The 19887-nt window shown below is 46.2% G+C and carries 24 protein-coding genes; 3 read left to right on the forward strand and 21 right to left on the reverse strand.

The genetic code is table 11. From position 1 onward, the window contains the following. Nucleotides 1-4: 4 nt before the first annotated feature. From CWI82_RS00195 to CWI82_RS00205, 3 genes are read right to left on the reverse strand one after another with little or no spacing between them, the layout of a single operon-like run. Nucleotides 5-253 (reverse strand): hypothetical protein, encoded by a 249-nt coding sequence (locus tag CWI82_RS00195; RefSeq protein WP_130202261.1) that lies wholly within the window; start codon nt 251-253, stop codon nt 5-7. Further along, nucleotides 247-519 (reverse strand): type II toxin-antitoxin system RelE family toxin, encoded by a 273-nt coding sequence (locus tag CWI82_RS00200; protein ID WP_130202262.1) that lies wholly within the window; start codon nt 517-519, stop codon nt 247-249. The genes CWI82_RS00195 and CWI82_RS00200 overlap by 7 nt, the downstream gene beginning before the upstream one ends. Next, a complete protein-coding gene (locus tag CWI82_RS00205; RefSeq protein WP_130202263.1) occupies nt 506-739 on the reverse strand; it encodes a CopG family transcriptional regulator in 234 nt (77 codons plus the stop codon). The genes CWI82_RS00200 and CWI82_RS00205 overlap by 14 nt, the downstream gene beginning before the upstream one ends. A 173-nt stretch (nt 740-912) precedes the next feature. Between CWI82_RS00205 and CWI82_RS11535 the strand changes: the two genes are divergently transcribed. Both CWI82_RS11535 and CWI82_RS00215 read left to right on the forward strand, forming a co-directional pair. After that, on the forward strand, nt 913-1212 hold the full coding sequence (locus tag CWI82_RS11535) for a type II toxin-antitoxin system ParD family antitoxin (RefSeq protein ID WP_130202264.1): 300 nt from the start codon (nt 913-915) through the stop codon (nt 1210-1212). Next, nucleotides 1212-1529, forward strand: coding sequence for a CcdB family protein (locus CWI82_RS00215; protein ID WP_130202265.1), 318 nt, complete (start codon nt 1212-1214; stop codon nt 1527-1529). The genes CWI82_RS11535 and CWI82_RS00215 overlap by 1 nt, the downstream gene beginning before the upstream one ends. A 46-nt stretch (nt 1530-1575) precedes the next feature. Here CWI82_RS00215 and CWI82_RS00220 read toward each other — a convergent pair whose 3' ends face one another. Beyond that, the gene (locus CWI82_RS00220) at nt 1576-1809 is read right to left on the reverse strand and encodes a hypothetical protein (RefSeq protein ID WP_130202266.1); all 234 of its coding nucleotides are present in this window, start codon (nt 1807-1809) and stop codon (nt 1576-1578) included. 481 nt (nt 1810-2290) lie between these two features. Here CWI82_RS00220 and CWI82_RS00225 point away from each other — a divergent pair, with 481 nt between their 5' ends. After that, entirely contained in the window at nt 2291-2947 is a 657-nt protein-coding gene (locus tag CWI82_RS00225; protein ID WP_130202267.1) for a hypothetical protein, read from the forward strand. A 46-nt stretch (nt 2948-2993) separates the two neighbouring features. On the opposite strand, the gene glmS is transcribed toward CWI82_RS00225, so the two are convergent. From glmS to CWI82_RS00310, 17 genes are all read right to left on the reverse strand, one after another. Beyond that, entirely contained in the window at nt 2994-4826 is a 1833-nt protein-coding gene (glmS, locus tag CWI82_RS00230; protein WP_130202268.1) for a glutamine--fructose-6-phosphate transaminase (isomerizing), read from the reverse strand. A gap of 5 nt (nt 4827-4831) precedes the next feature. Next, nucleotides 4832-6196: a bifunctional UDP-N-acetylglucosamine diphosphorylase/glucosamine-1-phosphate N-acetyltransferase GlmU gene (glmU, locus tag CWI82_RS00235; RefSeq protein WP_130202269.1), complete on the reverse strand. Its 1365-nt coding sequence runs from the start codon at nt 6194-6196 to the stop codon at nt 4832-4834. A 135-nt stretch (nt 6197-6331) separates the two neighbouring features. Next, on the reverse strand, nt 6332-6748 hold the full coding sequence (locus CWI82_RS00240) for a F0F1 ATP synthase subunit epsilon (protein ID WP_130202270.1): 417 nt from the start codon (nt 6746-6748) through the stop codon (nt 6332-6334). Nucleotides 6749-6765: 17 nt separating this feature from the next. Further along, nucleotides 6766-8151, reverse strand: coding sequence for a F0F1 ATP synthase subunit beta (atpD, locus tag CWI82_RS00245; protein WP_055439921.1), 1386 nt, complete (start codon nt 8149-8151; stop codon nt 6766-6768). A gap of 39 nt (nt 8152-8190) precedes the next feature. After that, a complete protein-coding gene (atpG, locus tag CWI82_RS00250; protein ID WP_092858145.1) occupies nt 8191-9057 on the reverse strand; it encodes a F0F1 ATP synthase subunit gamma in 867 nt (288 codons plus the stop codon). Nucleotides 9058-9114: 57 nt separating this feature from the next. Continuing rightward, nucleotides 9115-10656 carry a F0F1 ATP synthase subunit alpha gene (gene atpA, locus CWI82_RS00255; RefSeq protein WP_130202271.1) on the reverse strand — a complete coding sequence of 514 codons (1542 nt, stop codon included), beginning with the start codon at nt 10654-10656 and terminating at the stop codon, nt 9115-9117. A 14-nt stretch (nt 10657-10670) separates the two neighbouring features. Continuing rightward, nucleotides 10671-11204 carry a F0F1 ATP synthase subunit delta gene (atpH, locus tag CWI82_RS00260; protein ID WP_092858141.1) on the reverse strand — a complete coding sequence of 178 codons (534 nt, stop codon included), beginning with the start codon at nt 11202-11204 and terminating at the stop codon, nt 10671-10673. Between the two features lie 18 nt (nt 11205-11222). After that, nucleotides 11223-11693 (reverse strand): F0F1 ATP synthase subunit B, encoded by a 471-nt coding sequence (atpF, locus tag CWI82_RS00265; protein ID WP_092858139.1) that lies wholly within the window; start codon nt 11691-11693, stop codon nt 11223-11225. A 47-nt stretch (nt 11694-11740) separates the two neighbouring features. Next, nucleotides 11741-11974: a F0F1 ATP synthase subunit C gene (atpE, locus tag CWI82_RS00270; RefSeq protein WP_055439916.1), complete on the reverse strand. Its 234-nt coding sequence runs from the start codon at nt 11972-11974 to the stop codon at nt 11741-11743. 59 nt (nt 11975-12033) lie between these two features. Then, the gene (gene atpB, locus CWI82_RS00275) at nt 12034-12891 is read right to left on the reverse strand and encodes a F0F1 ATP synthase subunit A (protein WP_092858137.1); all 858 of its coding nucleotides are present in this window, start codon (nt 12889-12891) and stop codon (nt 12034-12036) included. A gap of 16 nt (nt 12892-12907) precedes the next feature. Next, on the reverse strand, nt 12908-13303 hold the full coding sequence (locus CWI82_RS00280) for an ATP synthase subunit I (protein WP_130202272.1): 396 nt from the start codon (nt 13301-13303) through the stop codon (nt 12908-12910). A 73-nt stretch (nt 13304-13376) separates the two neighbouring features. Beyond that, nucleotides 13377-14279, reverse strand: a complete 903-nt coding sequence (locus CWI82_RS00285) for a ParB/RepB/Spo0J family partition protein (protein WP_130202273.1) — start codon at nt 14277-14279, stop codon at nt 13377-13379. 14 nt (nt 14280-14293) lie between these two features. Then, nucleotides 14294-15091 (reverse strand): ParA family protein, encoded by a 798-nt coding sequence (locus tag CWI82_RS00290; protein WP_092858131.1) that lies wholly within the window; start codon nt 15089-15091, stop codon nt 14294-14296. Between the two features lie 4 nt (nt 15092-15095). Continuing rightward, nucleotides 15096-15716 carry a 16S rRNA (guanine(527)-N(7))-methyltransferase RsmG gene (rsmG, locus tag CWI82_RS00295; RefSeq protein WP_130202274.1) on the reverse strand — a complete coding sequence of 207 codons (621 nt, stop codon included), beginning with the start codon at nt 15714-15716 and terminating at the stop codon, nt 15096-15098. A gap of 3 nt (nt 15717-15719) precedes the next feature. Further along, the gene (gene mnmG, locus CWI82_RS00300; protein ID WP_130202275.1) at nt 15720-17621 is read right to left on the reverse strand and encodes a tRNA uridine-5-carboxymethylaminomethyl(34) synthesis enzyme MnmG; all 1902 of its coding nucleotides are present in this window, start codon (nt 17619-17621) and stop codon (nt 15720-15722) included. Between the two features lie 362 nt (nt 17622-17983). Beyond that, nucleotides 17984-18433 (reverse strand): flavodoxin domain-containing protein, encoded by a 450-nt coding sequence (locus CWI82_RS00305; RefSeq protein WP_092858125.1) that lies wholly within the window; start codon nt 18431-18433, stop codon nt 17984-17986. An 11-nt stretch (nt 18434-18444) separates the two neighbouring features. Next, nucleotides 18445-19848 (reverse strand): sensor domain-containing diguanylate cyclase, encoded by a 1404-nt coding sequence (locus CWI82_RS00310; protein WP_130202276.1) that lies wholly within the window; start codon nt 19846-19848, stop codon nt 18445-18447. Nucleotides 19849-19887 lie beyond the last annotated feature (39 nt).

Below are 19887 nucleotides of genomic sequence, written 5' to 3' on the forward strand. Positions count from 1 at the left end.
TCCGTTAACGCTTCATCGTGAGTGTTTTTAGCATGTCATCACCGGTATCGGTGTTCAACGTAATCAGCGACCAAACAGCTGATAGAACGAGAATAACCGTGTGCGTAATCCAACTATCGAAATTGATATCAACCGCAAAGCTAATGAGCCACGCGCCCAAATAGGTGAGGCCAATACTTGGCACGCAGAAAATGGCAAAACCTGCCGCAACAATCACGGTAGCCAGTACAACGTTGAGTAATTTTTTTAGCATGAACTTCCTTTCTTATAAATAATGGAACGATGCCCGACTTTAATCACACTGACCACAAGTTCAGTATCTCGAATTTCATAAATAATACGGTAGACGCCCTGGCGTACCCGATACTTATCACTACCGGACAATTTAATACAACCTTCAGCTCTTGGATCTGTCACTAAAAGCTCAATCCGCTCCAGTATTTTTTTCACGTCTACATTCGGAATGCCACGAAGATCTTTCGCAACTGATTTTTTGAAGACGAGTTTATATTTTGCCATGCGCTTTCAAATCGTTGATTAATGCTTCATAGCTTATTTCTGGCTCGGCAACACGATCTGAAATAGTTGCCAAATCTTGCTGGTCTTCGGCAATTAACAATCGAACCGCTTCGTCAATTATCTCAGAAATAGATTTATCCGTTGAAGCCGCTCGGAGTTTTAGAGCTTGATGAATTGCGGGTTCAAAGTAAACCGTTGAACGCTTCGATAACGATGCCATAGTAAAGCTCCTAAAAGTACAACTCTAAAAAATAGCGTTACAACATTATAGCATCACGATGTAAAAGCGCTATTAACCGTCGAAATTGCTATGCACTCTCGCTTTAGCAGGAACTTTGACTAAACTCGCTCTGGTACCAAAATATATTACTTATTGGTATTTGGGGGATGGTAATGGCAAAAAATACAAGTATCAGCTTAGGCGCTCACTTCGATCAGTTTGTCGATAAGCTCGTTGCCAGTGGTCGCTACGCTTCGGCCAGCGAAGTTATTCGCGCGGGATTGCGCAAACTTGAAGAAGCGCAAGAGCTTCAAGAAAGTGTCGCAACCTATAGCTATCGCTATCGCTCATTGATAAAGGAGCTTGATGACGAACGTACAGAATGGCTTCGTAAAAATAAAGAGGCTATTGAAGCGTACAATGATCGAGTTGAAAACAAAGGAACATTTAGCGACAGCGTTAGGAAATTTTGATGGGCCAATTTTGTGCGTACCATAACCCAATCCGCTCACACGCCACGAGTATCCATATTTGTTGGACGTTCAAAATAATTTTATTGAGTGAATTAAAAACAACGGTTGTCATTCCTCTCATGGCAACTGACGATACGACATCGATTCGCTTATCACGATTAGACCCAACATTCGAAATTCATGGTGCAAATTTCACAGCAATGACACAAGAAATGGCTGGTTTAGATCGTAAGTACCTTGGTGAGTATGTCTGCGATTTATCGCACTTTCGGTCGGAAATAATTGGTTCGATCGACTTTATATTGACCGGTGTTTAACGCGTTCGCGGCGCATCAATAAAAGATGTCGCCGTGACTGGCTTTGTTATGTACCACTTTGCCCACTCACTGCCGCCGATGTAGAACCTAAATCTTTTTTGAATACCAGTACCACCAGATAAACTAGGGCAAACGGTGGAATAATTGAAAGTACTACACCGAGCAAACCGGCTAAAACTGGAGTCTGTGTTTTGCGACGACCAAGGTAATAACACAATGCACCCATTATGAAGGCGAATAATGCGATGAACTCGCCGAGCAACGTCACATTAATATTCAATTGAACTCTCCCTGAGGTTTATAACCTTTGTAAAGTGTGCACGCTCGTTTTGCTATAAGTGATAACAGGAACATTGTTTAAAATATGTAATTGAAAGTAAGACATATTTATCAGCGATGCAAGGGTTAAGCATGCGACATAATTTGCGGAAGTGATTTCTGTTATCGGGCTATGGTTTATGGGTTGTACTCAATCAAAGAATGATACCTGTGCCCAGCCTATTTCTAGAGAAACTTCGGGTAGGAATGTAATTGCGCGGCGACAATCTGAAAGCTGAAAAATCGTATCTTGGCTAAATTCGGCGATTTATCTGCTTTCTAAATAAACGGCATTCCACTGAAATGTTTACTGCTCAAGAGATTTTAAGTACAAAAAAACCCGCTTTGGAAGCGGGTTCTTTCGATTTCTTCGTACGTCTACAGGGGGAGGCGTTAGCCAGCTTTTCCCGTAGCTAGTGAGATAAGTTTAAAGGGAGTTAACCATGTCGTCAAGTAACGTTAAAAAAGCACTGTCTGTCTCTAGATTGAGTACTTACGAAGCCGTTTTAGTTAACGGTAAAGCATTGAACACCGAACAGGCACTAAAGCTTTATGCTTGGAACGCTCAAATTTCAGCTGCTTTTTTTGCCCCGCTTCATTTATGTGAGGTTATTATTCGCAACGCTGTTGCAGACGGTATTGAGAGAGTTTACGGGACTAATTGGCCATGGAGCCGTGCATTTGAAATAAGTTTGCCAAACCCTACGAAAGGCTACAGTCCTCGCAAAGACTTAATTAATGCTAGAAGGGGAATGACAACGACAGGGAAGGTAATTCCTGAGCTAAAATTTGTTTTCTGGGAAAAGCTATTAACCAAAAGGTTTGACGGTCGGTTATGGAAACCTTTTTTGTTTTCTGTTTTTCCAAATTATGATCAGAAGTTAACTGTTTCTGAAATGCGCAATCGACTAAGATCATTGCTTGAAAATGTTAGAGGGCTAAGAAACCGAATAGCTCATCATGAACCTATCATTGGGCGTAATCTTGAAACCGATTTTGAAAACATTGATGCAGTAATTCAGTATCGCTGTATTGATACTGCAATTTGGTCCTATAGGAATCAGCTTGTTATTCCGTTAATGGGATTGAAGCCTTTTTGAAGTAAAAAAGGGCTCCGAAGAGCCCTTTGATTTTTTAATTGCGCGGTTATTCAACGGTAACCGATTTCGCCAAGTTCCGAGGCTGGTCCACATCGGTGCCTTTGATGATGGCAACGAAGTAGGAAAGTAGCTGTAGCGGAATGGTGTAAACAATCGGGGCAATCAGCTCGTCACAGTGCGTGACATTGATGACGCGCATGCTGTCGTCGCTCTTGAAGTGAGCGTCTTTGTCAGCGAACACATACATGATGCCGCCGCGCGCACGCACTTCTTCAACATTAGACTTGAGCTTCTCAAGCAATTCGTCGTTCGGCGCCACCACAATCACTGGCATGTCGGCATCAATCAGCGCTAATGGACCGTGCTTCAATTCACCCGCCGCATAGGCTTCCGCGTGAATATATGAAATTTCTTTGAGCTTTAACGCACCTTCCATCGCGATGGGGTATTGCGTGCCACGACCTAAAAATAAGCTATGGAATTTATCGGCAAACTCAGGCGCCAAGGCTTCAATGCGGTCACTTAATAACAATGCTTCTTCAAGCTTCGCAGGTAAGGTTTTCAGTGATTTCAGCACCGCTTCTTGTTGCGAAGCTGGCATACCGCGGAACTGACCAATCGCTAACGTTAACATCAACAAGCCAACCAGCTGCGTCGTGAAAGCTTTGGTTGATGCCACGCCAATTTCGGTGCCGGCACGGGTCATGTATGCCAAGTCTGATTCGCGCACCATTGATGACGTACTGACGTTACAGATGGTCAAGCTACCTTTGTAGCCTAACTCTTTGCTCAACCGCAGTGCCGCCAAGGTGTCGGCGGTTTCACCTGATTGTGAAATGGTTACCAATAAGCTATTGCGATGCACGTGCGATTGGCGATAACGGAACTCTGAGGCAATTTCGACGTTACATGACACGCCCGCCATTGATTCGAGCCAATAGCGCGCAACCATACCAGCATGATACGAAGTACCACAGGCAACAATTTGCACATGCTCAATGTCTTTTAATAAGTCGAGTGAGCCATTACCAAATACATCGTCAGCCACATGGTCATCCACAATACGGCCTTCTAATGCGTTACGTACTGCGCTTGGCTGCTCATGAATTTCTTTGAGCATAAAGTGGCGATACTCGCCTTTACCGCCAGCGTCATAGTTACCGTCTGACTCATGAACCTCACGTTCGACGCGCTCACCTTTGGCGTCATAAACCTTCACTTCCGTGCGGTTAATATCCGCCATGTCACCTTCTTCAAGGTACATGAACTTGCGGGTTACCGGTAACAAGGCGAGTTGGTCAGAGGCAACGAAGTTCTCGCCAATGCCTAAACCAATCACCAACGGGCTACCCGAACGCGCCACGACTAAACGGCCAGGTTCACGGCAATCCATAACCACCGTGCCATACGCACCTTCAAGTTGTTGAACTGCTGCTTGCACCGCTTCAAATAGGTCACTGTGAGTTTTACGCTCGTGATTCACGAGGTGACAAATCACTTCAGTGTCGGTGTCTGATGCGAAGGTATAACCTAAACCTTTCAACTGCTCGCGCAATTTTTCGTGGTTTTCGATAATGCCGTTATGCACCACCGCAATACAATCTTCTGAAATATGCGGGTGCGCGTTGGCTTCGGTCACACCACCGTGAGTTGCCCAGCGGGTATGTGCAATACCAGTTGTACCTGATAGTGGGTGCTCACCAACTGCATCTTTTAACGCCTGAACTTTACCGGTGCGGCGAACGCTTTCAATCACGCCTTGCTCGTTCAATACGGCTAAACCAGCAGAGTCATAACCACGGTATTCAAGACGCTTTAAACCTTCAATGAGAATTTCGCTAATACGGCGCTCTGAGGTTGCGCCAACAATTCCACACATATCGCTTATCCTTTTTTCACTGGACGTTGCCAGCCACTAATATTCCGTTGTTTACCGCGTGCTACGGCAAGCTCTTCGTCTTCCACGCTCTTGGTGACCGTTGAGCCGGCACCCACAGTGGCGTTTTTACCGACGCGAACTGGTGCAACTAATGAGCTATTTGAGCCAATAAAAGCACCGTCATCAATTTCGGTCACAAATTTATTCACGCCATCATAATTACAGGTGATGGTACCTGCACCAATATTTACACCAGCGCCAATCTGCGCATCGCCTAAATAGGTCAGGTGGCTTGCTTTAGAGCCTTTGCCCATGCGAGTTTTCTTAATTTCTACAAAGTTACCAACCTGGGCACCTTCGGCCAAGTCAGCACCAGGGCGTAAGCGGGCAAACGGGCCAACCGCGCAGTTTTCAGCCAATACCGCTTCTTCAATCACGCTATTGGCTTTCACCCGCGAACCAGCACCAATTTTACAGTTGCGCAACACGCAGTTGCTTTCGATTACCACGCCCTCACCAAGTTCCACACGGCCTTCAAAAATAACATTCACGTCAACCACAACGTCGTTGGCAATGATCACCTCACCGCGCACATCAACACGCGCGGGGTCCATTAATGTGGCGCCATCTAACATGAGTTGTTCTGCTTGGCGGGCTTGATAAGCGCGCTCTAATCCAGCTAATTGCACGCGGTTATTCGCGCCTTCCACTTCGCTAATCGCTTGCGGCTGCGCTGTCGCAATAGTCACGCCTTCGTCAGCTGCCATGGCGACGATGTCCGTGAGGTAGTATTCGCCTTGGGCGTTGTTGTTGGATAAGTTGCCCAACCAACGCTTTAATGCTGCGCCATTTACCGCCATCATGCCGGTGTTTACTTCGGTAATTGTCAATTGCTCAGCGTTTGCATCTTTTTGCTCAACAATACCAATCACGGCACCGGAATCATCACGCACAATGCGGCCATAACCGGTCGGATCGGGTAGGGTAACGGTCAGCAAGGCCAAGTCTGTCGTTGCCGCTGCTGATAACAATCCCTGTAATGTTTCGCTACGGGTTAATGGCACATCACCATATAAAATCAGTACGGTTTCGTTATCGCCAAGATGCGGAACCACCTGCTGCACGGCATGCCCAGTGCCGAGTTGCTCGGCCTGTTCGACAAAATTTAACTGTTGCCCACCGAGTTTATCCATCAACACGGTGCCACCGTGGCCATAAATCACATGCACGTGGGTCGGCGTTAAAGCGCGCGCCGTATCAATCACATGCTGAACCATCGGTTTATGAGCAACAGGGTGCAGTACTTTCGGGAGCGCTGAACGCATCCGCGTACCTTTGCCTGCGGCAAGTACAACAACACTCAGAGACATGAATCCTTCCGTTTCTGTATTCGAATAAATGTAATGGGGTATTTTAAAGCCGTTTACAACAAATTAACAGGCGAAAAAAAGACCCGCAAACCAAGATTTACGGGTCTTTTCGATTTCTTAAAGCTGGCGTGCTGATTATTTACGTAATTTGCGAATAATCTGCAACTGAGCCATCGCTCGAGCCAGTTCTGCTGCTGCTTCTGCGTAGCTTAGGTCAGAACTTTGATCTGCAATTGCTTCTTCAGCGTGTTTCTTGGCTTCTAGAGCTTTTTGTTCATCAAGCTCGTCACCACGAATGGCCGTATCAGCAAGGACCGAGACGTTATGCGGCTGCACTTCAAGCACACCACCAGCAACGTAGATGATTTCTTCTTCGCCACCTTCTTTAACAACCCGAACCATACCTGGTTTGATGGTTGTTAAAAGCGGGGCGTGACCTGGGTGAATACCCAGCTCACCTTCGCTACCGGTCACTTGCAGGGTCTCAACGGCACCTGAGAACAAACGTTCTTCGGCGCTGACCACATCAAGCTGTACAGTTTTAGCTGCCATTTAAACCTCCCGGTTTATTACATTTTCTTGGCTTTTTCGACCGCTTCTTCGATGCTACCAACCATGTAGAACGCTTGTTCTGGCAGGTCGTCGTAGTCACCGTTTAAGATGCCTTTAAAGCCAGCGATGGTATCTTTCAACGATACATATTTACCTGGTGAGCCGGTGAATACTTCAGCAACGAAGAACGGCTGTGACAGGAAACGCTGAATTTTACGCGCACGAGCTACGGTCATTTTGTCTTCTTCAGACAATTCGTCCATACCCAAGATTGCGATGATATCTTTCAGCTCTTTGTAACGCTGCAATACTGACTGAACGCCACGCGCAGTGTCGTAGTGCTCTTTACCGATAACCAACGGGTCCAACTGACGTGAAGTTGAATCCAACGGGTCAACCGCAGGGTAGATACCCAAAGACGCGATGTCACGTGACAATACAACGGTCGCATCCAAGTGAGCGAACGTGGTTGCTGGTGACGGGTCGGTCAAGTCATCCGCAGGTACGTATACGGCCTGGATTGACGTGATTGAACCAGTTTTGGTTGAAGTAATACGTTCTTGTAGTACACCCATCTCTTCTGCAAGAGTTGGCTGATAACCTACCGCAGACGGCATACGACCTAACAATGCTGATACCTCAGTACCGGCTAGGGTATAACGGTAGATGTTATCCACGAAGAACAGAACGTCACGACCTTCGTCACGGAACTTCTCTGCCATGGTCAAACCGGTTAACGCAACGCGCAAACGGTTACCTGGAGGCTCGTTCATCTGACCGTAGACCAATGCTACTTTGTCGAGTACGTTTGAATCTTTCATTTCGTGATAGAAGTCATTACCCTCACGCGTACGCTCACCAACACCAGCGAATACTGAGTAGCCGCTGTGCTCGATAGCGATGTTACGGATAAGCTCCATCATGTTTACGGTTTTACCTACACCCGCACCACCGAACAGACCAACTTTACCACCCTTAGCGAACGGACAAATCAAGTCGATTACCTTGATACCGGTCTCTAACAGTTCAGTTGCACTTGACTGCTCTTCGTACGACGGTGCAGCACGGTGAATAGACATACGCTCTTCTTCACCGATATCGCCCGCTTCATCAATTGGCTCGCCCAATACGTTCATGATACGACCGAGGGTTTGTTTACCCACTGGTACCATGATTGGCTCGCCGGTGTTTTGAACGGTAATTCCACGACGCAGACCGTCGGTAGTACCTAGTGCGATACCACGCACAATACCACCGCCTAACTGCTGCTGAACTTCCAGGGTCAGACCCTTGAGGTCACCGTCGGTCACCTGCAGCGCGTCGTATACCTTTGGCACGTCTGTTTGTGGAAATTCGATATCCACAACCGCGCCAATAATTTGCACGACCTTACCTTGACTCATGACATTTCCTCTAACTCTAAAATTCTTGCAAGCTTCGCCTTAAACCGCTTCGGCGCCCGATACAATTTCCGAAATTTCCTGCGTGATCGCTGCTTGGCGCGCTTTGTTGTACACCAATTGCAACTGATCGATGAGGTCTTCGGCGTTGTCGGTAGCGGCTTTCATTGCCACCATCCGCGCTGCCTGTTCACTAGCGATGTTGTCCACTACGCCCTGATATACTGTCGCTTCAACGTAACGACGAATCAGTAATTCTAAAATTGGCTGTGGATTCGGCTCATACAAGTAGTCCCAGCTACCTGATTGAACTTCGTCACGAGACTCAGCTTTTGGCAACGGTAGCAATTGCGCTATCGTTGGTTCTTGCTTCATGGTGTTCACAAACTTGTTATACACCACAAACAGGCGGTCGATTTTGCCTTCATCAAAGGCATCTAACATTACCTGTACAGTCCCGAGCACATCATTCACGCTTGGTTTATCACCAAGACCTGATTTTTGCGCCAGTAAACGGCCTCCAAAGCGTTTAAAGAAACCCGTAGCCTTGTTACCAATCGCTGCGAAATCAACTTCGACGCCGCTTTCTTTCTGTGCTTGAGCATGCTTCACCACCGCTTTAAATTCGTTGGTGTTTAAGCCGCCGCACAAACCGCGGTCAGTTGAAATCACAATGTAACCAACTCGTTTCACATCACGCTCTTCTAAGTACGGATGCTTATATTCTAAGTTGGCATGGGCAACATGGCCGATCACCTTGCGAATGCTGTCCGCATACGGACGGCTTGAAGCCATACGTTCCTGCGCCTTTTTCATTTTAGACGCGGCAACCATCTCCATTGCACTGGTGATCTTCTGAGTATTGTTAATACTCCCGATCTTGGTTTTTATCTCTTTACCGCCGGCCATGATATTCTCCTGTTAACTCAACGACTTGTGGCCACACACTGTGTAGCCACGCTCCGCTTACCAAGACTGCGTTTTCTTGAAGGCTTTCAAACCTTCGTGCAGCTTCGCTTCGATGTCGTCGTTATAGTTGCCAGTTTTATCAATATCAGCCATTAGTTCAGCGTGCTCGCTACGCATGTACGCAATTAACGCACCTTCGAAGTCGAGGATTTTGTCTTTCTCTACGTCTTTAAGGTAACCCTTTTCTGCAGAGAAGATAGACACTGCCATTTCAGCCACGCTCATTGGCTTATATTGGTTCTGTTTCATCAGTTCAGTAACACGTTGACCGTGCTCAAGCTGCGCGCGTGTTGCTTCGTCTAAGTCTGAAGCGAACTGAGCAAACGCTGCCAATTCACGATACTGTGCCAATGCCAAACGGATACCACCACCCAATTTCTTAATGATCTTGGTCTGTGCTGCACCACCAACACGCGATACCGAGATACCCGCGTTAACTGCTGGACGGATACCAGCGTTGAACAAGTCAGTTTCTAAGAAGATCTGACCGTCGGTGATTGAAATCACGTTGGTTGGTACGAACGCTGATACGTCACCCGCTTGGGTTTCGATAATCGGAAGCGCTGTTAATGAACCGGTTTGACCTTTCACTTCACCGTTGGTGTACTTTTCAACGTAGTCAGCATTTACACGTGCTGCACGCTCAAGTAGACGTGAGTGAAGATAGAATACGTCACCTGGGTATGCTTCACGACCCGGCGGACGACGAAGCAACAATGAGATTTGACGATAAGCAACTGCTTGCTTCGACAAGTCATCGTATACGATCAATGCGTCTTCACCGCGGTCACGGAAGTATTCACCCATGGTACAACCTGAGTAGGCTGCCAAGTATTGCAACGCTGCTGATTCAGAAGCAGATGCTGCAACAACAATGGTGTTTTCCAATGCGCCGTGCTCTTCAAGCTTGCGTACCACGTTGGCGATGGTCGATGCTTTCTGACCAATTGCCACGTAAACACACTTAATGCCTGAGTTTTTCTGGTTGATGATGGCATCGATTGCCAAAGCCGTTTTACCGGTTTGACGGTCACCGATGATCAACTCACGCTGACCACGACCTACTGGAATCATCGCGTCGATTGATTTGTAACCAGTTTGTACTGGTTGATCAACAGATTGACGCTCGATAACACCTGGTGCGATTTTTTCTACTGGCTCAAAGCCGTCTGCTTCAATCGGACCTTTACCGTCAATTGGCTCACCCAAGGTGTTTACCACGCGGCCTAACAAGGCACGACCAACCGGAACTTCTAAGATACGGCCGGTAGACTTAACTTTTACGCCTTCTTGCAAATCAGCATATGGACCCATAACAACGGCACCAACGGTGTCGCGCTCAAGGTTCAATGCGATTGCATAACGATTGCCAGGAAGCTCAACCATCTCACCTTGCATACAGTCTGCAAGGCCGTGAATGCGAATAATACCGTCGGTTACAGATACGATGGTACCTTCGTTACGAGCTTCACTGACCACTTCGAACTGTTCAATTCGTTTTTTGATCAGCTCTGCGATTTCATTTGAATTCAGTTGCATGCTCAAGTCCCCAATTAGGATTGCAGTGCGTGTGCAAGTCGATCTAACTTGCCGCGCACCGTGCCGTCGATTACCGTGTCACCAGCTTTAATGTATAAGCCACTGACAATTGCTGCATCGACAGTGCAATTCAGCTTAACTTTGCGTGAAAAACGTTGTTCTAACGTTTTCGCTAGATTGTCCTGCTGTTTCTTCGTTAATTTAACCGCTGAAGTTACCTCTACAGCGATTTCCTTTTCGTAGTCGGCGCGTAGTTCAGCGAACAACGCAACCACAGCAGATAAAGCTTTCAAACGACCATTTTCGGCCATAACGCGAACAAAATTCTGGGCTTTCTCGTCCAGTTGCTCACCACATACGTTGATGAAAACTTCAACTTTCTTTTCTAGCGTTTCGGCGCTGCTCAAAAACGTAGCCATGGTGGCATCATTCGCTACCGCAGCAGCAAAGGCCAACATTTCGTGCCATTTTTCGATAGCGCCGTTCTCTACTGCAAAATCAAAAGCTGCTTTTGCATAGGGGCGAGCAACCGTAGTCAATTCTGACATTTGCACAAACCCCTTTGGTTAGAGTTCAGCGACCAGTTTTTCAACGATGTCACTGTGAGCGTCTTTATCAATTTCACGCTCGATGATTTTGCTTGCACCCGCAACAGCTAATACAGCTACTTGCTTGCGCAATTCTTCGCGTAAGCGATTGCGTTCCGCTTCAACTTCAGCGTGACCAGCTGCGATAATTGCTTCGCGCTCAGTCTCACCACGTTGTTTGCCTTCTTCAACCGTTTGCTCAGCGCGTTTCTTCGCTTGTGCAATGATTTCGGCAGCTTGTGCTTTCGCTTCTTTCAGTTCGTCAGCAATCTTTGCCTGAGCAAGCTCTAAGTCTTTTTCGGCACGTTCGCCGGCTGCAAGACCATCAGCAATTTTCTTCTGACGAGCTTCAATCGCATTATTTAGCGGAGGCCATACGAACTTCATACAAAACAGTACGAAGACGATGAACGCGATTAATTCTCCGATCAGGGTCATGTTTATATTCATTAACCCCCCCTCCTATAAGTTCTATCGTTCGAAAGTTGAATGGCTTATTAAGCAGCGAACAATAAGAACATGGCGATACCAACACCGATCATAGCCACGGCATCGATAAGACCAGCTAGGATGAACATTTTAACTTGCAGTGAAGGTGCTAATTCTGGCTGACGTGCACACGCTTCCAAGAATTTGCCACCCATGTTACCGAAGCCAAGACCAGTACCGATAGCACCGAAACCGATCAATAAAGCTACAGCGATATATTTAAGACCTAATGCTAGTTCCATTGTTTTCTCCAATATTTCAAAGGTTAATGTTAAAAAGTAAAACTAAATAAAAACAAAAATTAATGGCTTTCTGAGCTGGCCATGCTTAAGTAAACAATGGTCAGCATCATAAATACGAACGCTTGCAGCACGATAACCAAAATGTGGAATACCGCCCATACAAAGTGCAATGGCAACTGGAATAGGCCAATGGCACCAATCAAGATGAAGATCATCTCACCAGCGTACAAGTTACCAAATAGACGCAATGCCAATGAGAACGGCTTAGCAACTAATGCGATAAGCTCAAGCAACAAGTTAAACGGAATTAACAGAGCCTGAACAACCGGGTTGCTTGCGCTAAACGGATGTAACGTTAATTCTTTAATGAAGCCCATCACGCCTTTAATGCGGATTGAATAGCCAATCATTAATAAGAATACGCCGATAGCCAAACCTGCAGTCATGTTCAAATCGGTTGTTGGTACAATCTTCATATAGACATCATGTGAGTCCATACCGAAGAATGTTGCGCCAACCCAACCAGCAAATGCAGGTAGGAAGTCAACAGGGATCAAATCCATCAGGTTCATTAAGAAAACCCAGACGAAAATGGTCAAAGCGAGTGGAGCAATGAGTTTGCTCTTGCCATGGAACGTATCACGAACGTTGGTAGCGACCAATTCAATGATCATTTCGATAAAGCACTGCATTTTACCCGGCACGCCGGTATGTGCTTTTTTCGCCGCTGAGCGGAAGATCATTAAGAACAGGATACCGAGTCCAATTGACCAAGCGAGGGTATCAATGTGCCATGTCCAGAAACCGGCTTCACTACACGCTTTGTTGAAGGCAATACCGTTTTCGGTAGAGCACATTTTGGCGTTAGTTAAGTGGTGCTGGATATGGCTTTGGAGCGTTAACTCTTCTGCAGCCATGTTGTTTCCCACAATTTTAAGTTGATTTTAAAAATAAAATTGGTGCTAGCCATTGCACACTCAGGGCTGCGATGTAACCGCTCAAAACCGCACTTAGCGGGAGCGTGGTGAACACCAGCAGGCCTACAAGCAAGACCACAGCGAAGCTAATTTTCAAAGCTTCGCCAGCAAAAAAGTTACTGACGATTTGTTTCGCCGCACGGGCGCCGCCTTGTGAAAAAGCGCGCCACGCAAATAGTGCTGTTGGAATAATCACGGCTAATCCGCCGCCAACAACACCCCAAAAATATGTATATCCAGCAATCGGTTGTACGAGGGAAAACACACAGGCCAGCAAAAATATAGTGCCGACTTGGGCGCGAATTAACTTCGCTGCAAGCTGTTTTCCGGTTGCTGTCAGAGTCTGTTTCACGGGCTAAAAACCTCGGTTAAAAGCCCGCGATAGTATAAAGATTTGGCGTTGAATTGCAAACAAATTGGGATGGTTAGCTATCGTGCTCTAATTGGAGGTGAGTAAGTATGCCATCAAGTTCATCTAAACTACTGTAATTAATGACAACTTTGCCTTTTCCTTTGCGACCATGATTAATCGCAACCGCTGCACCAAGGCGCTCACTTAAACGTTTTTCAAGACGCTGAATATCGGCGTCAGGCTGTGGTTTTGCTGGTTTCTCTTTCGTTGGCTCAAGCGCCAAACGAACTACTTTCTCAGCCTCGCGTACCGTCATGCCTTTGGCTGCAATCAAACGGGCGATTTCGGCTTGCGGTTCACCTTCAAGAGCAAGCAGTAATTTCGCATGGCCCAGTTCAATATCACCACGCTCGAGCAAGGTTTTGGTTTCTTGCTGCAAGTTATTTAAACGCAGCAAGTTGGTCACCGTTGCACGTGATTTCCCTACGGCGTCAGCAACTTCTTGGTGGGTTAATTGGAATTCAGTTAATAAGCGCTGAAGTGCGGTCGCTTCTTCCATCGCATTGAGATCTTCACGTTGAATATTCTCAATCAGTGCGATCGCCACTGCTGCTTCATCGGGCACGGGTTTAATTAAACACGGAACTTCTTGCAGACGCGCCATTTGCGCTGCACGCCAGCGCCGCTCACCAGCAATGATTTCATACTTTTCATGAGCGACTTCACGCACCACTATCGGCTGAATAATGCCTTGCGCTTTAATCGACGCAGCTAAATCTTCCAGCGCCTCAGGAGTCATGTCTTTACGAGGTTGGTATTTTCCGGGTTGCAACCACTCAATCGGTAACTTTTGCAGTTCACCTTTCGTGTAATCAACTTCAGGTACACTGTCGTGTTGCTCTTTATCGCGAGCAGTTTTGCTGGTGGTTAATAACGCGTCAAGACCGCGTCCAAGTCCTCGTTTTTTTGCAGACATAAAGCGTTTTTTCCTTAAGCTTCAGCCGCTGCTTCGGCCTTTTTTTGTTGTTCAGCACGGCGTATCAGTTCACCCGCAAGTGCTAAGTAGGCTTTCGCACCAGCAGACGATTTATCGTAATACATTGCAGGCGAGCCAAAACTTGGGGCTTCTGCTAATCGTACATTGCGTGGAATGACCGTGCGATAGACTTTTTCGCCAAAATGGTTTTTCAACTGCTCTGATACATCGTTGGCAAGTCGGTTGCGCGGATCATACATAGTACGCAGAATTCCCTCGATTGTTAAGCGTGGGTTTACCGCTTCGGCTAAACGCTCAATCGTATCCATCAGCGCCGTTAAACCTTCAAGCGCAAAATATTCGCACTGCATGGGCACCAATACTGAATCGGCTGCAGCCATGGCGTTAACGGTCAACATGCTTAACGACGGTGGGCAATCGATAAAAATAAAATCGTATTGATCAACAACGGGCTTCAACGCATTTGCTAAACGCTGTTCACGTGCAAACTCTTCCATTAATTTAATATCGGCAGCTGTGGTGTCGCTATTCGCAGCAATCAAGTGATACTTGCCGTTGGTTTCACGAATGATGACGTCTTGCGCAGGCTTTTGCTCAACCAATAACTCGTACGCGGTATTTTCAACGTCATATTTATCAACGCCGCTACCCATGGTCGCGTTGCCTTGCGGATCAAGATCAATGAGTAAAACTTTCCGACGTGTTGCCGCCATTGATGCAGCTAAATTCACCGCCGTGGTGGTTTTGCCCACGCCGCCTTTTTGGTTGGCAATCGCAATAATTCTGCCCACAGGACTAACCTCTCGTTGTTATTATGACCAAATGACGTTCGCCATCGGCGTCGGGAACCTGTAATCGAATAATATCTTCAACATGAAACTGCGGCGGTAAATGCTCTAATTCAGCCGCTGGATAGACGCCCTTTAAGGCATAAAACTTACCATGTTCGTTTGGCAAATGTTCACACCAATTCAGCATATCATCAAGCGAGGCAAACGCTCTACTTATCACCCCATCAAATTTTAGGTCAGGTTGATAATCTTCTACGCGACTTTGCACAGCCGTTACATTCTTAAGGCTTAATTCGTGACAAACCTGACGAATAAAGCGAGTGCGTTTACCCAAACTATCGAGCAATACAAATTCTTTATCTGGTGCCGCAATGGCTAACGGTAAACCAGGTAAACCAGGCCCAGTGCCCACATCGATAAATCGGTGTCCTTGCAAATGCGGTAATACAACCAGGCTATCCATGATGTGGCGGCTCAGCATTTGGCGCGGATCACGAACCGACGTTAAGTTATACGCTTTATTCCATTTATGCAGTAATTCAACCAGTTTGACCAGCTGTTGTTGTTGCGTATCGGTTATCTCAAGCGCAGTTTTTGCGAGTAATTGTTGTAATTGTGACAGCATGATTTAAGCGCTTTTACGCAACAGTCCTTGTTTTTTAAGGTGAACGAGCAACATTGAAATCGCCGCTGGCGTAATACCCGAAATACGCGATGCTTTGCCTACTGTTTCAGGTTGATGTTGATTCAGTTTCGCCACCACCTCGTTGGACAAGCCTTTGATGGTTGCATAGTCAAAGTTATGTGGCAGCTGCGTGTTTTCATGGCGCTGTTGCTTCGCAATTTCGTCTTGCTGACGCGCAATATAGCCTGCGTACTTGGTTTGAATTTCGACCTGCTCAGCCGCTTTTTCATCACTTAAACCAGGGCCAATACTCTCAATTTTCATCAGATCAGCGTACGTGATTTCCGGACGGCGCAATAACTCTTCACCATTCACTTCACGAGTAATTTGTGTTTTAACTAGAGCGTTTACTTCAGCAACTGCTGGATGATCTTTGTGGATCCATGTGGTGCGCAAGCGCTGCTGTTCTTGTTCAATCGCTTCCATTTTGGCATTGAATGCCGCCCAACGCGTATCATCAACTAAGCCAAGCTGACGGCCGGTTTCCGTTAAGCGCATATCGGCATTATCTTCGCGCAATAACAAACGATATTCAGCACGCGAGGTGAACATACGGTACGGTTCTTTGGTGCCGAGTGTACTGAGATCATCGATTAAAACACCCATATACGATTGATCGCGGCGCGGCGCCCAACCATCTTTGTCTTGTACTTGCAGTGCGGCATTGGTACCGGCAACAAGCCCTTGCGCACCAGCTTCTTCATAGCCTGTTGTACCGTTAATTTGGCCGGCAAAGAACAAACCATGAATGTGCTTCGTTTCAAGTGTTTGTTTTAAATCACGTGGATCAAAGTAATCATATTCAATGGCGTAACCAGGACGTGTGATATGGGCGTTTTCAAAGCCTTTTATTGACCGTACTAACGCAACCTGAACATCAAAAGGCAAACTGGTCGAAATACCATTTGGATACAGCTCATTGGTATTGAGGCCTTCAGGTTCAACGAAAATTTGGTGCGCATCTTTATCGCTAAAGCGCATCACTTTATCTTCAATCGATGGGCAGTATCGTGGTCCAACACCTTCAATAACGCCAGAGTACATTGGTGAACGGTCTAAGCCTCCATGAATAATTTCATGGGTGCGTAAATTGGTGTGCGTGATGTAACAGGAAATTTGCTGCGGATGATCCGCTTGTGATCCCATAAACGAAAATACTGGAGTTGGCGTATCACCTGGTTGTTCTTGCATGACGCTGAAATCAACGGTTTTTGCATCAATACGCGGTGGTGTACCGGTTTTTAACCGATCAACGCGCAACGGTAGTTCGCGTAATCGTTTCGCTAGATTATTTGCTGGAGGATCGCCAGCTCGACCACCTTGATAATTATTTAAACCAATATGAATTTGACCGCCTAAGAACGTGCCTACTGTTAAAACAACTGTTTTCGCAGAGAACTTTAAGCCCATTTGGGTGACCACACCAACAACGCGATCGTTTTCAACGATCAGATCGTCACAAGCTTGCTGGAACAAGCTTAAATTTGGTTGATTCTCCAACATGTGACGAATGGCTGCTTTGTAAAGTGCACGATCAGCTTGTGCTCGAGTTGCGCGTACAGCAGGGCCTTTGGATGAATTCAGCGTACGAAACTGAATGCCAGCTAAATCAGCTGCATGTGCCATAGCACCACCAAGCGCATCAATTTCTTTCACTAAATGGCCTTTACCGATTCCACCAATAGCTGGGTTACACGACATTTGACCTAAAGTGTCAATGTTGTGCGTCAGTAACAGCGTTGCACAGCCCATACGAGCTGAAGCGAGAGCTGCTTCTGTGCCTGCGTGTCCACCACCAATGACAATAACGTCGTAATGCTGATGGTAAGAAGAGGTGTTTGGCATACTGAGCGATCCTAGAATTTAATCTGCATGAATGTAAAACGTAGCCGGCTATTTTAACCTGATTTAAGCAAGATCAAAACGGTTAAATTCTAGTCGTGAAAAGCCTAAGGATCTAATCAATTAATTAAGATCTTTTTTTTTGATCTTTTATTACTCTTATTCTTAGGATCAGAAATTGTGTGGATAACTGCATCAAGGCGTTATGTGTTAAGGATCACAACGATCATCAAAGATGTGATTTGATCATGATCCTTCCGGTGATCAAACAGTGGATAACTAGTAGTGTTATCCACAAGGTAAGTTATTCACAGAGTTATTCAGTGGGTATAAACAGAGTTAAACCGATCTTATACAAGGATTATTCACATAGATTGAATAAAAGATTGTAGCCATGTTGATGAATTTTCGTCCGGATCATCTTGTGACATGTCAATTTCAAGATGGCTGATCAGACGTTTTGCACCCAGAATCGCAAGCATGGCATCACAATCGCGACCGGCAGCACAGAAGGTATCGTAACAGCTATCGCCAACTGCTATAACGCCGTAGCGAAGCTCGTTTAATTGGGGTTTGTGCTGGTGGAGTTCTTCCGCAAAATCGAGCATGGAATCGGCATATTCACCGGCACCATGACTGGCGACACAGCAAAGCCAAACTGATTGCTCGGTTAAACCTTCGACTAATTCAGAATAATCTGGTTCGTAGTGCAAGGCGGTGCTAAACCCGGCTTCTTTTAGTTGGTTTGACAGTTGGTCAGCAAGGTATTCTGTATTACCAGACGTGGTAGCAACAAGGATATCAATGTTTTGCATAAATGGCTCTCTTAACTGATGGCCACGACTTTGTTGCGACCCTCTTGTTTTGCTTGTTGTAAGGCTCGCGTGGCGCGCTCTACGGTTTCTTCAATTGCTTCACCAAATTGTACTTGGGCAACACCAAAGCTGCCACGTATTGGTAAAATTAAATCATCTATATGAAGGACAGGTAATTTATGCCGAAGTTCGTTGGCGCGCTTGGTTGCGGCATCGATATCGAGATTCGGCATAAAGACAACAAAGATATCTTGCTCACAACGACAGAGAATCTCACTGTCACGTAATTCGTTTTTCATGATCTGTGCGGAATCTATCAGCACTTGATCGCCAATCGCTTCACCGTAGTCGTCATTAATTTTTTTGAAGTGGTCGAGATTGTACATCGCAATACTGTGATTTTGATTTGGTCGCGATGATTTAACGACTTGGTTCACTAAGGTTTTAAACAGCCATTTTGTCGGCAGATTCGTGAGTAGATCCACCATGCTCATTTCTTGCAACTGAATATTACGTTGAATCAGTGCGGGCACGGCAACCGCGAAATACGAAATTGCGGCTGTCATATAGAGTGCAAATTGGTAGGTGATTGCTTGATCGGTTACATTAAATAAGCCCACGCCAAAAGCCATGATGACGGTAATGACAACCAGACTTGTTGTCGCAAACGACGTTCGTTCGGTAAGCACAATCCACAATTGAGGTATGGTAACAAAGAACACGAAATAGGCGATGCCTGGATGCGTGAGTTGGCTATCAAGCAGGAGAATGCCAATGACAGCGGCTGCAGCGACACAGAGTTTGAATAAAAATGGCTTTAGATTAGCGCTTAATTTACGGTCGTGAGCGTAGAACTCTTCTAGCCATGCCAATCTGGTGTTTGTAAATTTAGGCAGAATTAAGCACATGAGCGGTGCGATAACCATCACGCCAACAAGATCGCCAAGCCACCATGCAAACCAGCCTTCTTCTATTATGTTGTCGTATGTTTCGGTGGTGAATTCCCAAACGAATAAGCCAGCTATCGCGGCACATAACGCAGATACGGCGTAAATCACGAGTAATCCGATAATTCGAATCGGTAGCCCATGCTGGATGAAATGACTCAACCAATATCGTGCCGCTAACCCGCCTAACCCATAGGGAACGGTATGAGCGAGAGCAAACAATATTGCGGCTGCAAGGTGTGCCGGATCAAGGCCTTGCTGTAGTTGCTCAGTAAATCTAAATGAAAGGAAAAAGACGGCTAAGAAAATCGGAATAAACGCGCGTTTTCCAAATATTAAAAAGGCGGCAATCGATATACCTGCTGGCATGTACCAAAGACTGATGAACTCCGCAAAAGCCATGATTTCTGAAGCGTAAAATGTGCCGATCCAGAGAAAAAAGAGAAGCACGTAAGCGCTGGGTTTCACGGAAAAATTCCTCGATTTCGCTGTTATTTATGCTTGGAA

The sequence above is a fragment of the Pseudidiomarina tainanensis genome (assembly GCF_004214835.1).
In the GTDB taxonomy this organism is placed as follows: domain Bacteria; phylum Pseudomonadota; class Gammaproteobacteria; order Enterobacterales; family Alteromonadaceae; genus Pseudidiomarina; species Pseudidiomarina tainanensis.

Excerpts from the sequence above, each read along its gene's own strand:
- CWI82_RS00285 (WP_130202273.1), bottom strand. The coding sequence starts at position 14,279 with ATGTCTGCAAAAAAACGAGGACTTGGACGCGGTCTTGACGCGTTATTA.
- CWI82_RS00200 (WP_130202262.1), bottom strand. The coding sequence starts at position 519 with ATGGCAAAATATAAACTCGTCTTCAAAAAATCAGTTGCGAAAGATCTT.
- atpB (WP_092858137.1), bottom strand. The coding sequence starts at position 12,891 with ATGGCTGCAGAAGAGTTAACGCTCCAAAGCCATATCCAGCACCACTTA.
- glmU (WP_130202269.1), bottom strand. The coding sequence starts at position 6,196 with ATGTCTCTGAGTGTTGTTGTACTTGCCGCAGGCAAAGGTACGCGGATG.
- atpE (WP_055439916.1), bottom strand. The coding sequence starts at position 11,974 with ATGGAACTAGCATTAGGTCTTAAATATATCGCTGTAGCTTTATTGATC.
- mnmG (WP_130202275.1), bottom strand. The coding sequence starts at position 17,621 with ATGCCAAACACCTCTTCTTACCATCAGCATTACGACGTTATTGTCATT.
- CWI82_RS00225 (WP_130202267.1), top strand. The coding sequence starts at position 2,291 with ATGTCGTCAAGTAACGTTAAAAAAGCACTGTCTGTCTCTAGATTGAGT.
- CWI82_RS00205 (WP_130202263.1), bottom strand. The coding sequence starts at position 739 with ATGGCATCGTTATCGAAGCGTTCAACGGTTTACTTTGAACCCGCAATT.
- CWI82_RS00195 (WP_130202261.1), bottom strand. The coding sequence starts at position 253 with ATGCTAAAAAAATTACTCAACGTTGTACTGGCTACCGTGATTGTTGCG.
- atpF (WP_092858139.1), bottom strand. The coding sequence starts at position 11,693 with ATGAATATAAACATGACCCTGATCGGAGAATTAATCGCGTTCATCGTC.
- CWI82_RS11535 (WP_130202264.1), top strand. The coding sequence starts at position 913 with ATGGCAAAAAATACAAGTATCAGCTTAGGCGCTCACTTCGATCAGTTT.
- rsmG (WP_130202274.1), bottom strand. The coding sequence starts at position 15,716 with ATGCTGTCACAATTACAACAATTACTCGCAAAAACTGCGCTTGAGATA.
- CWI82_RS00240 (WP_130202270.1), bottom strand. The coding sequence starts at position 6,748 with ATGGCAGCTAAAACTGTACAGCTTGATGTGGTCAGCGCCGAAGAACGT.
- CWI82_RS00305 (WP_092858125.1), bottom strand. The coding sequence starts at position 18,433 with ATGCAAAACATTGATATCCTTGTTGCTACCACGTCTGGTAATACAGAA.
- atpA (WP_130202271.1), bottom strand. The coding sequence starts at position 10,656 with ATGCAACTGAATTCAAATGAAATCGCAGAGCTGATCAAAAAACGAATT.
- glmS (WP_130202268.1), bottom strand. The coding sequence starts at position 4,826 with ATGTGTGGAATTGTTGGCGCAACCTCAGAGCGCCGTATTAGCGAAATT.
- atpG (WP_092858145.1), bottom strand. The coding sequence starts at position 9,057 with ATGGCCGGCGGTAAAGAGATAAAAACCAAGATCGGGAGTATTAACAAT.
- atpH (WP_092858141.1), bottom strand. The coding sequence starts at position 11,204 with ATGTCAGAATTGACTACGGTTGCTCGCCCCTATGCAAAAGCAGCTTTT.
- atpD (WP_055439921.1), bottom strand. The coding sequence starts at position 8,151 with ATGAGTCAAGGTAAGGTCGTGCAAATTATTGGCGCGGTTGTGGATATC.
- CWI82_RS00215 (WP_130202265.1), top strand. The coding sequence starts at position 1,212 with ATGGGCCAATTTTGTGCGTACCATAACCCAATCCGCTCACACGCCACG.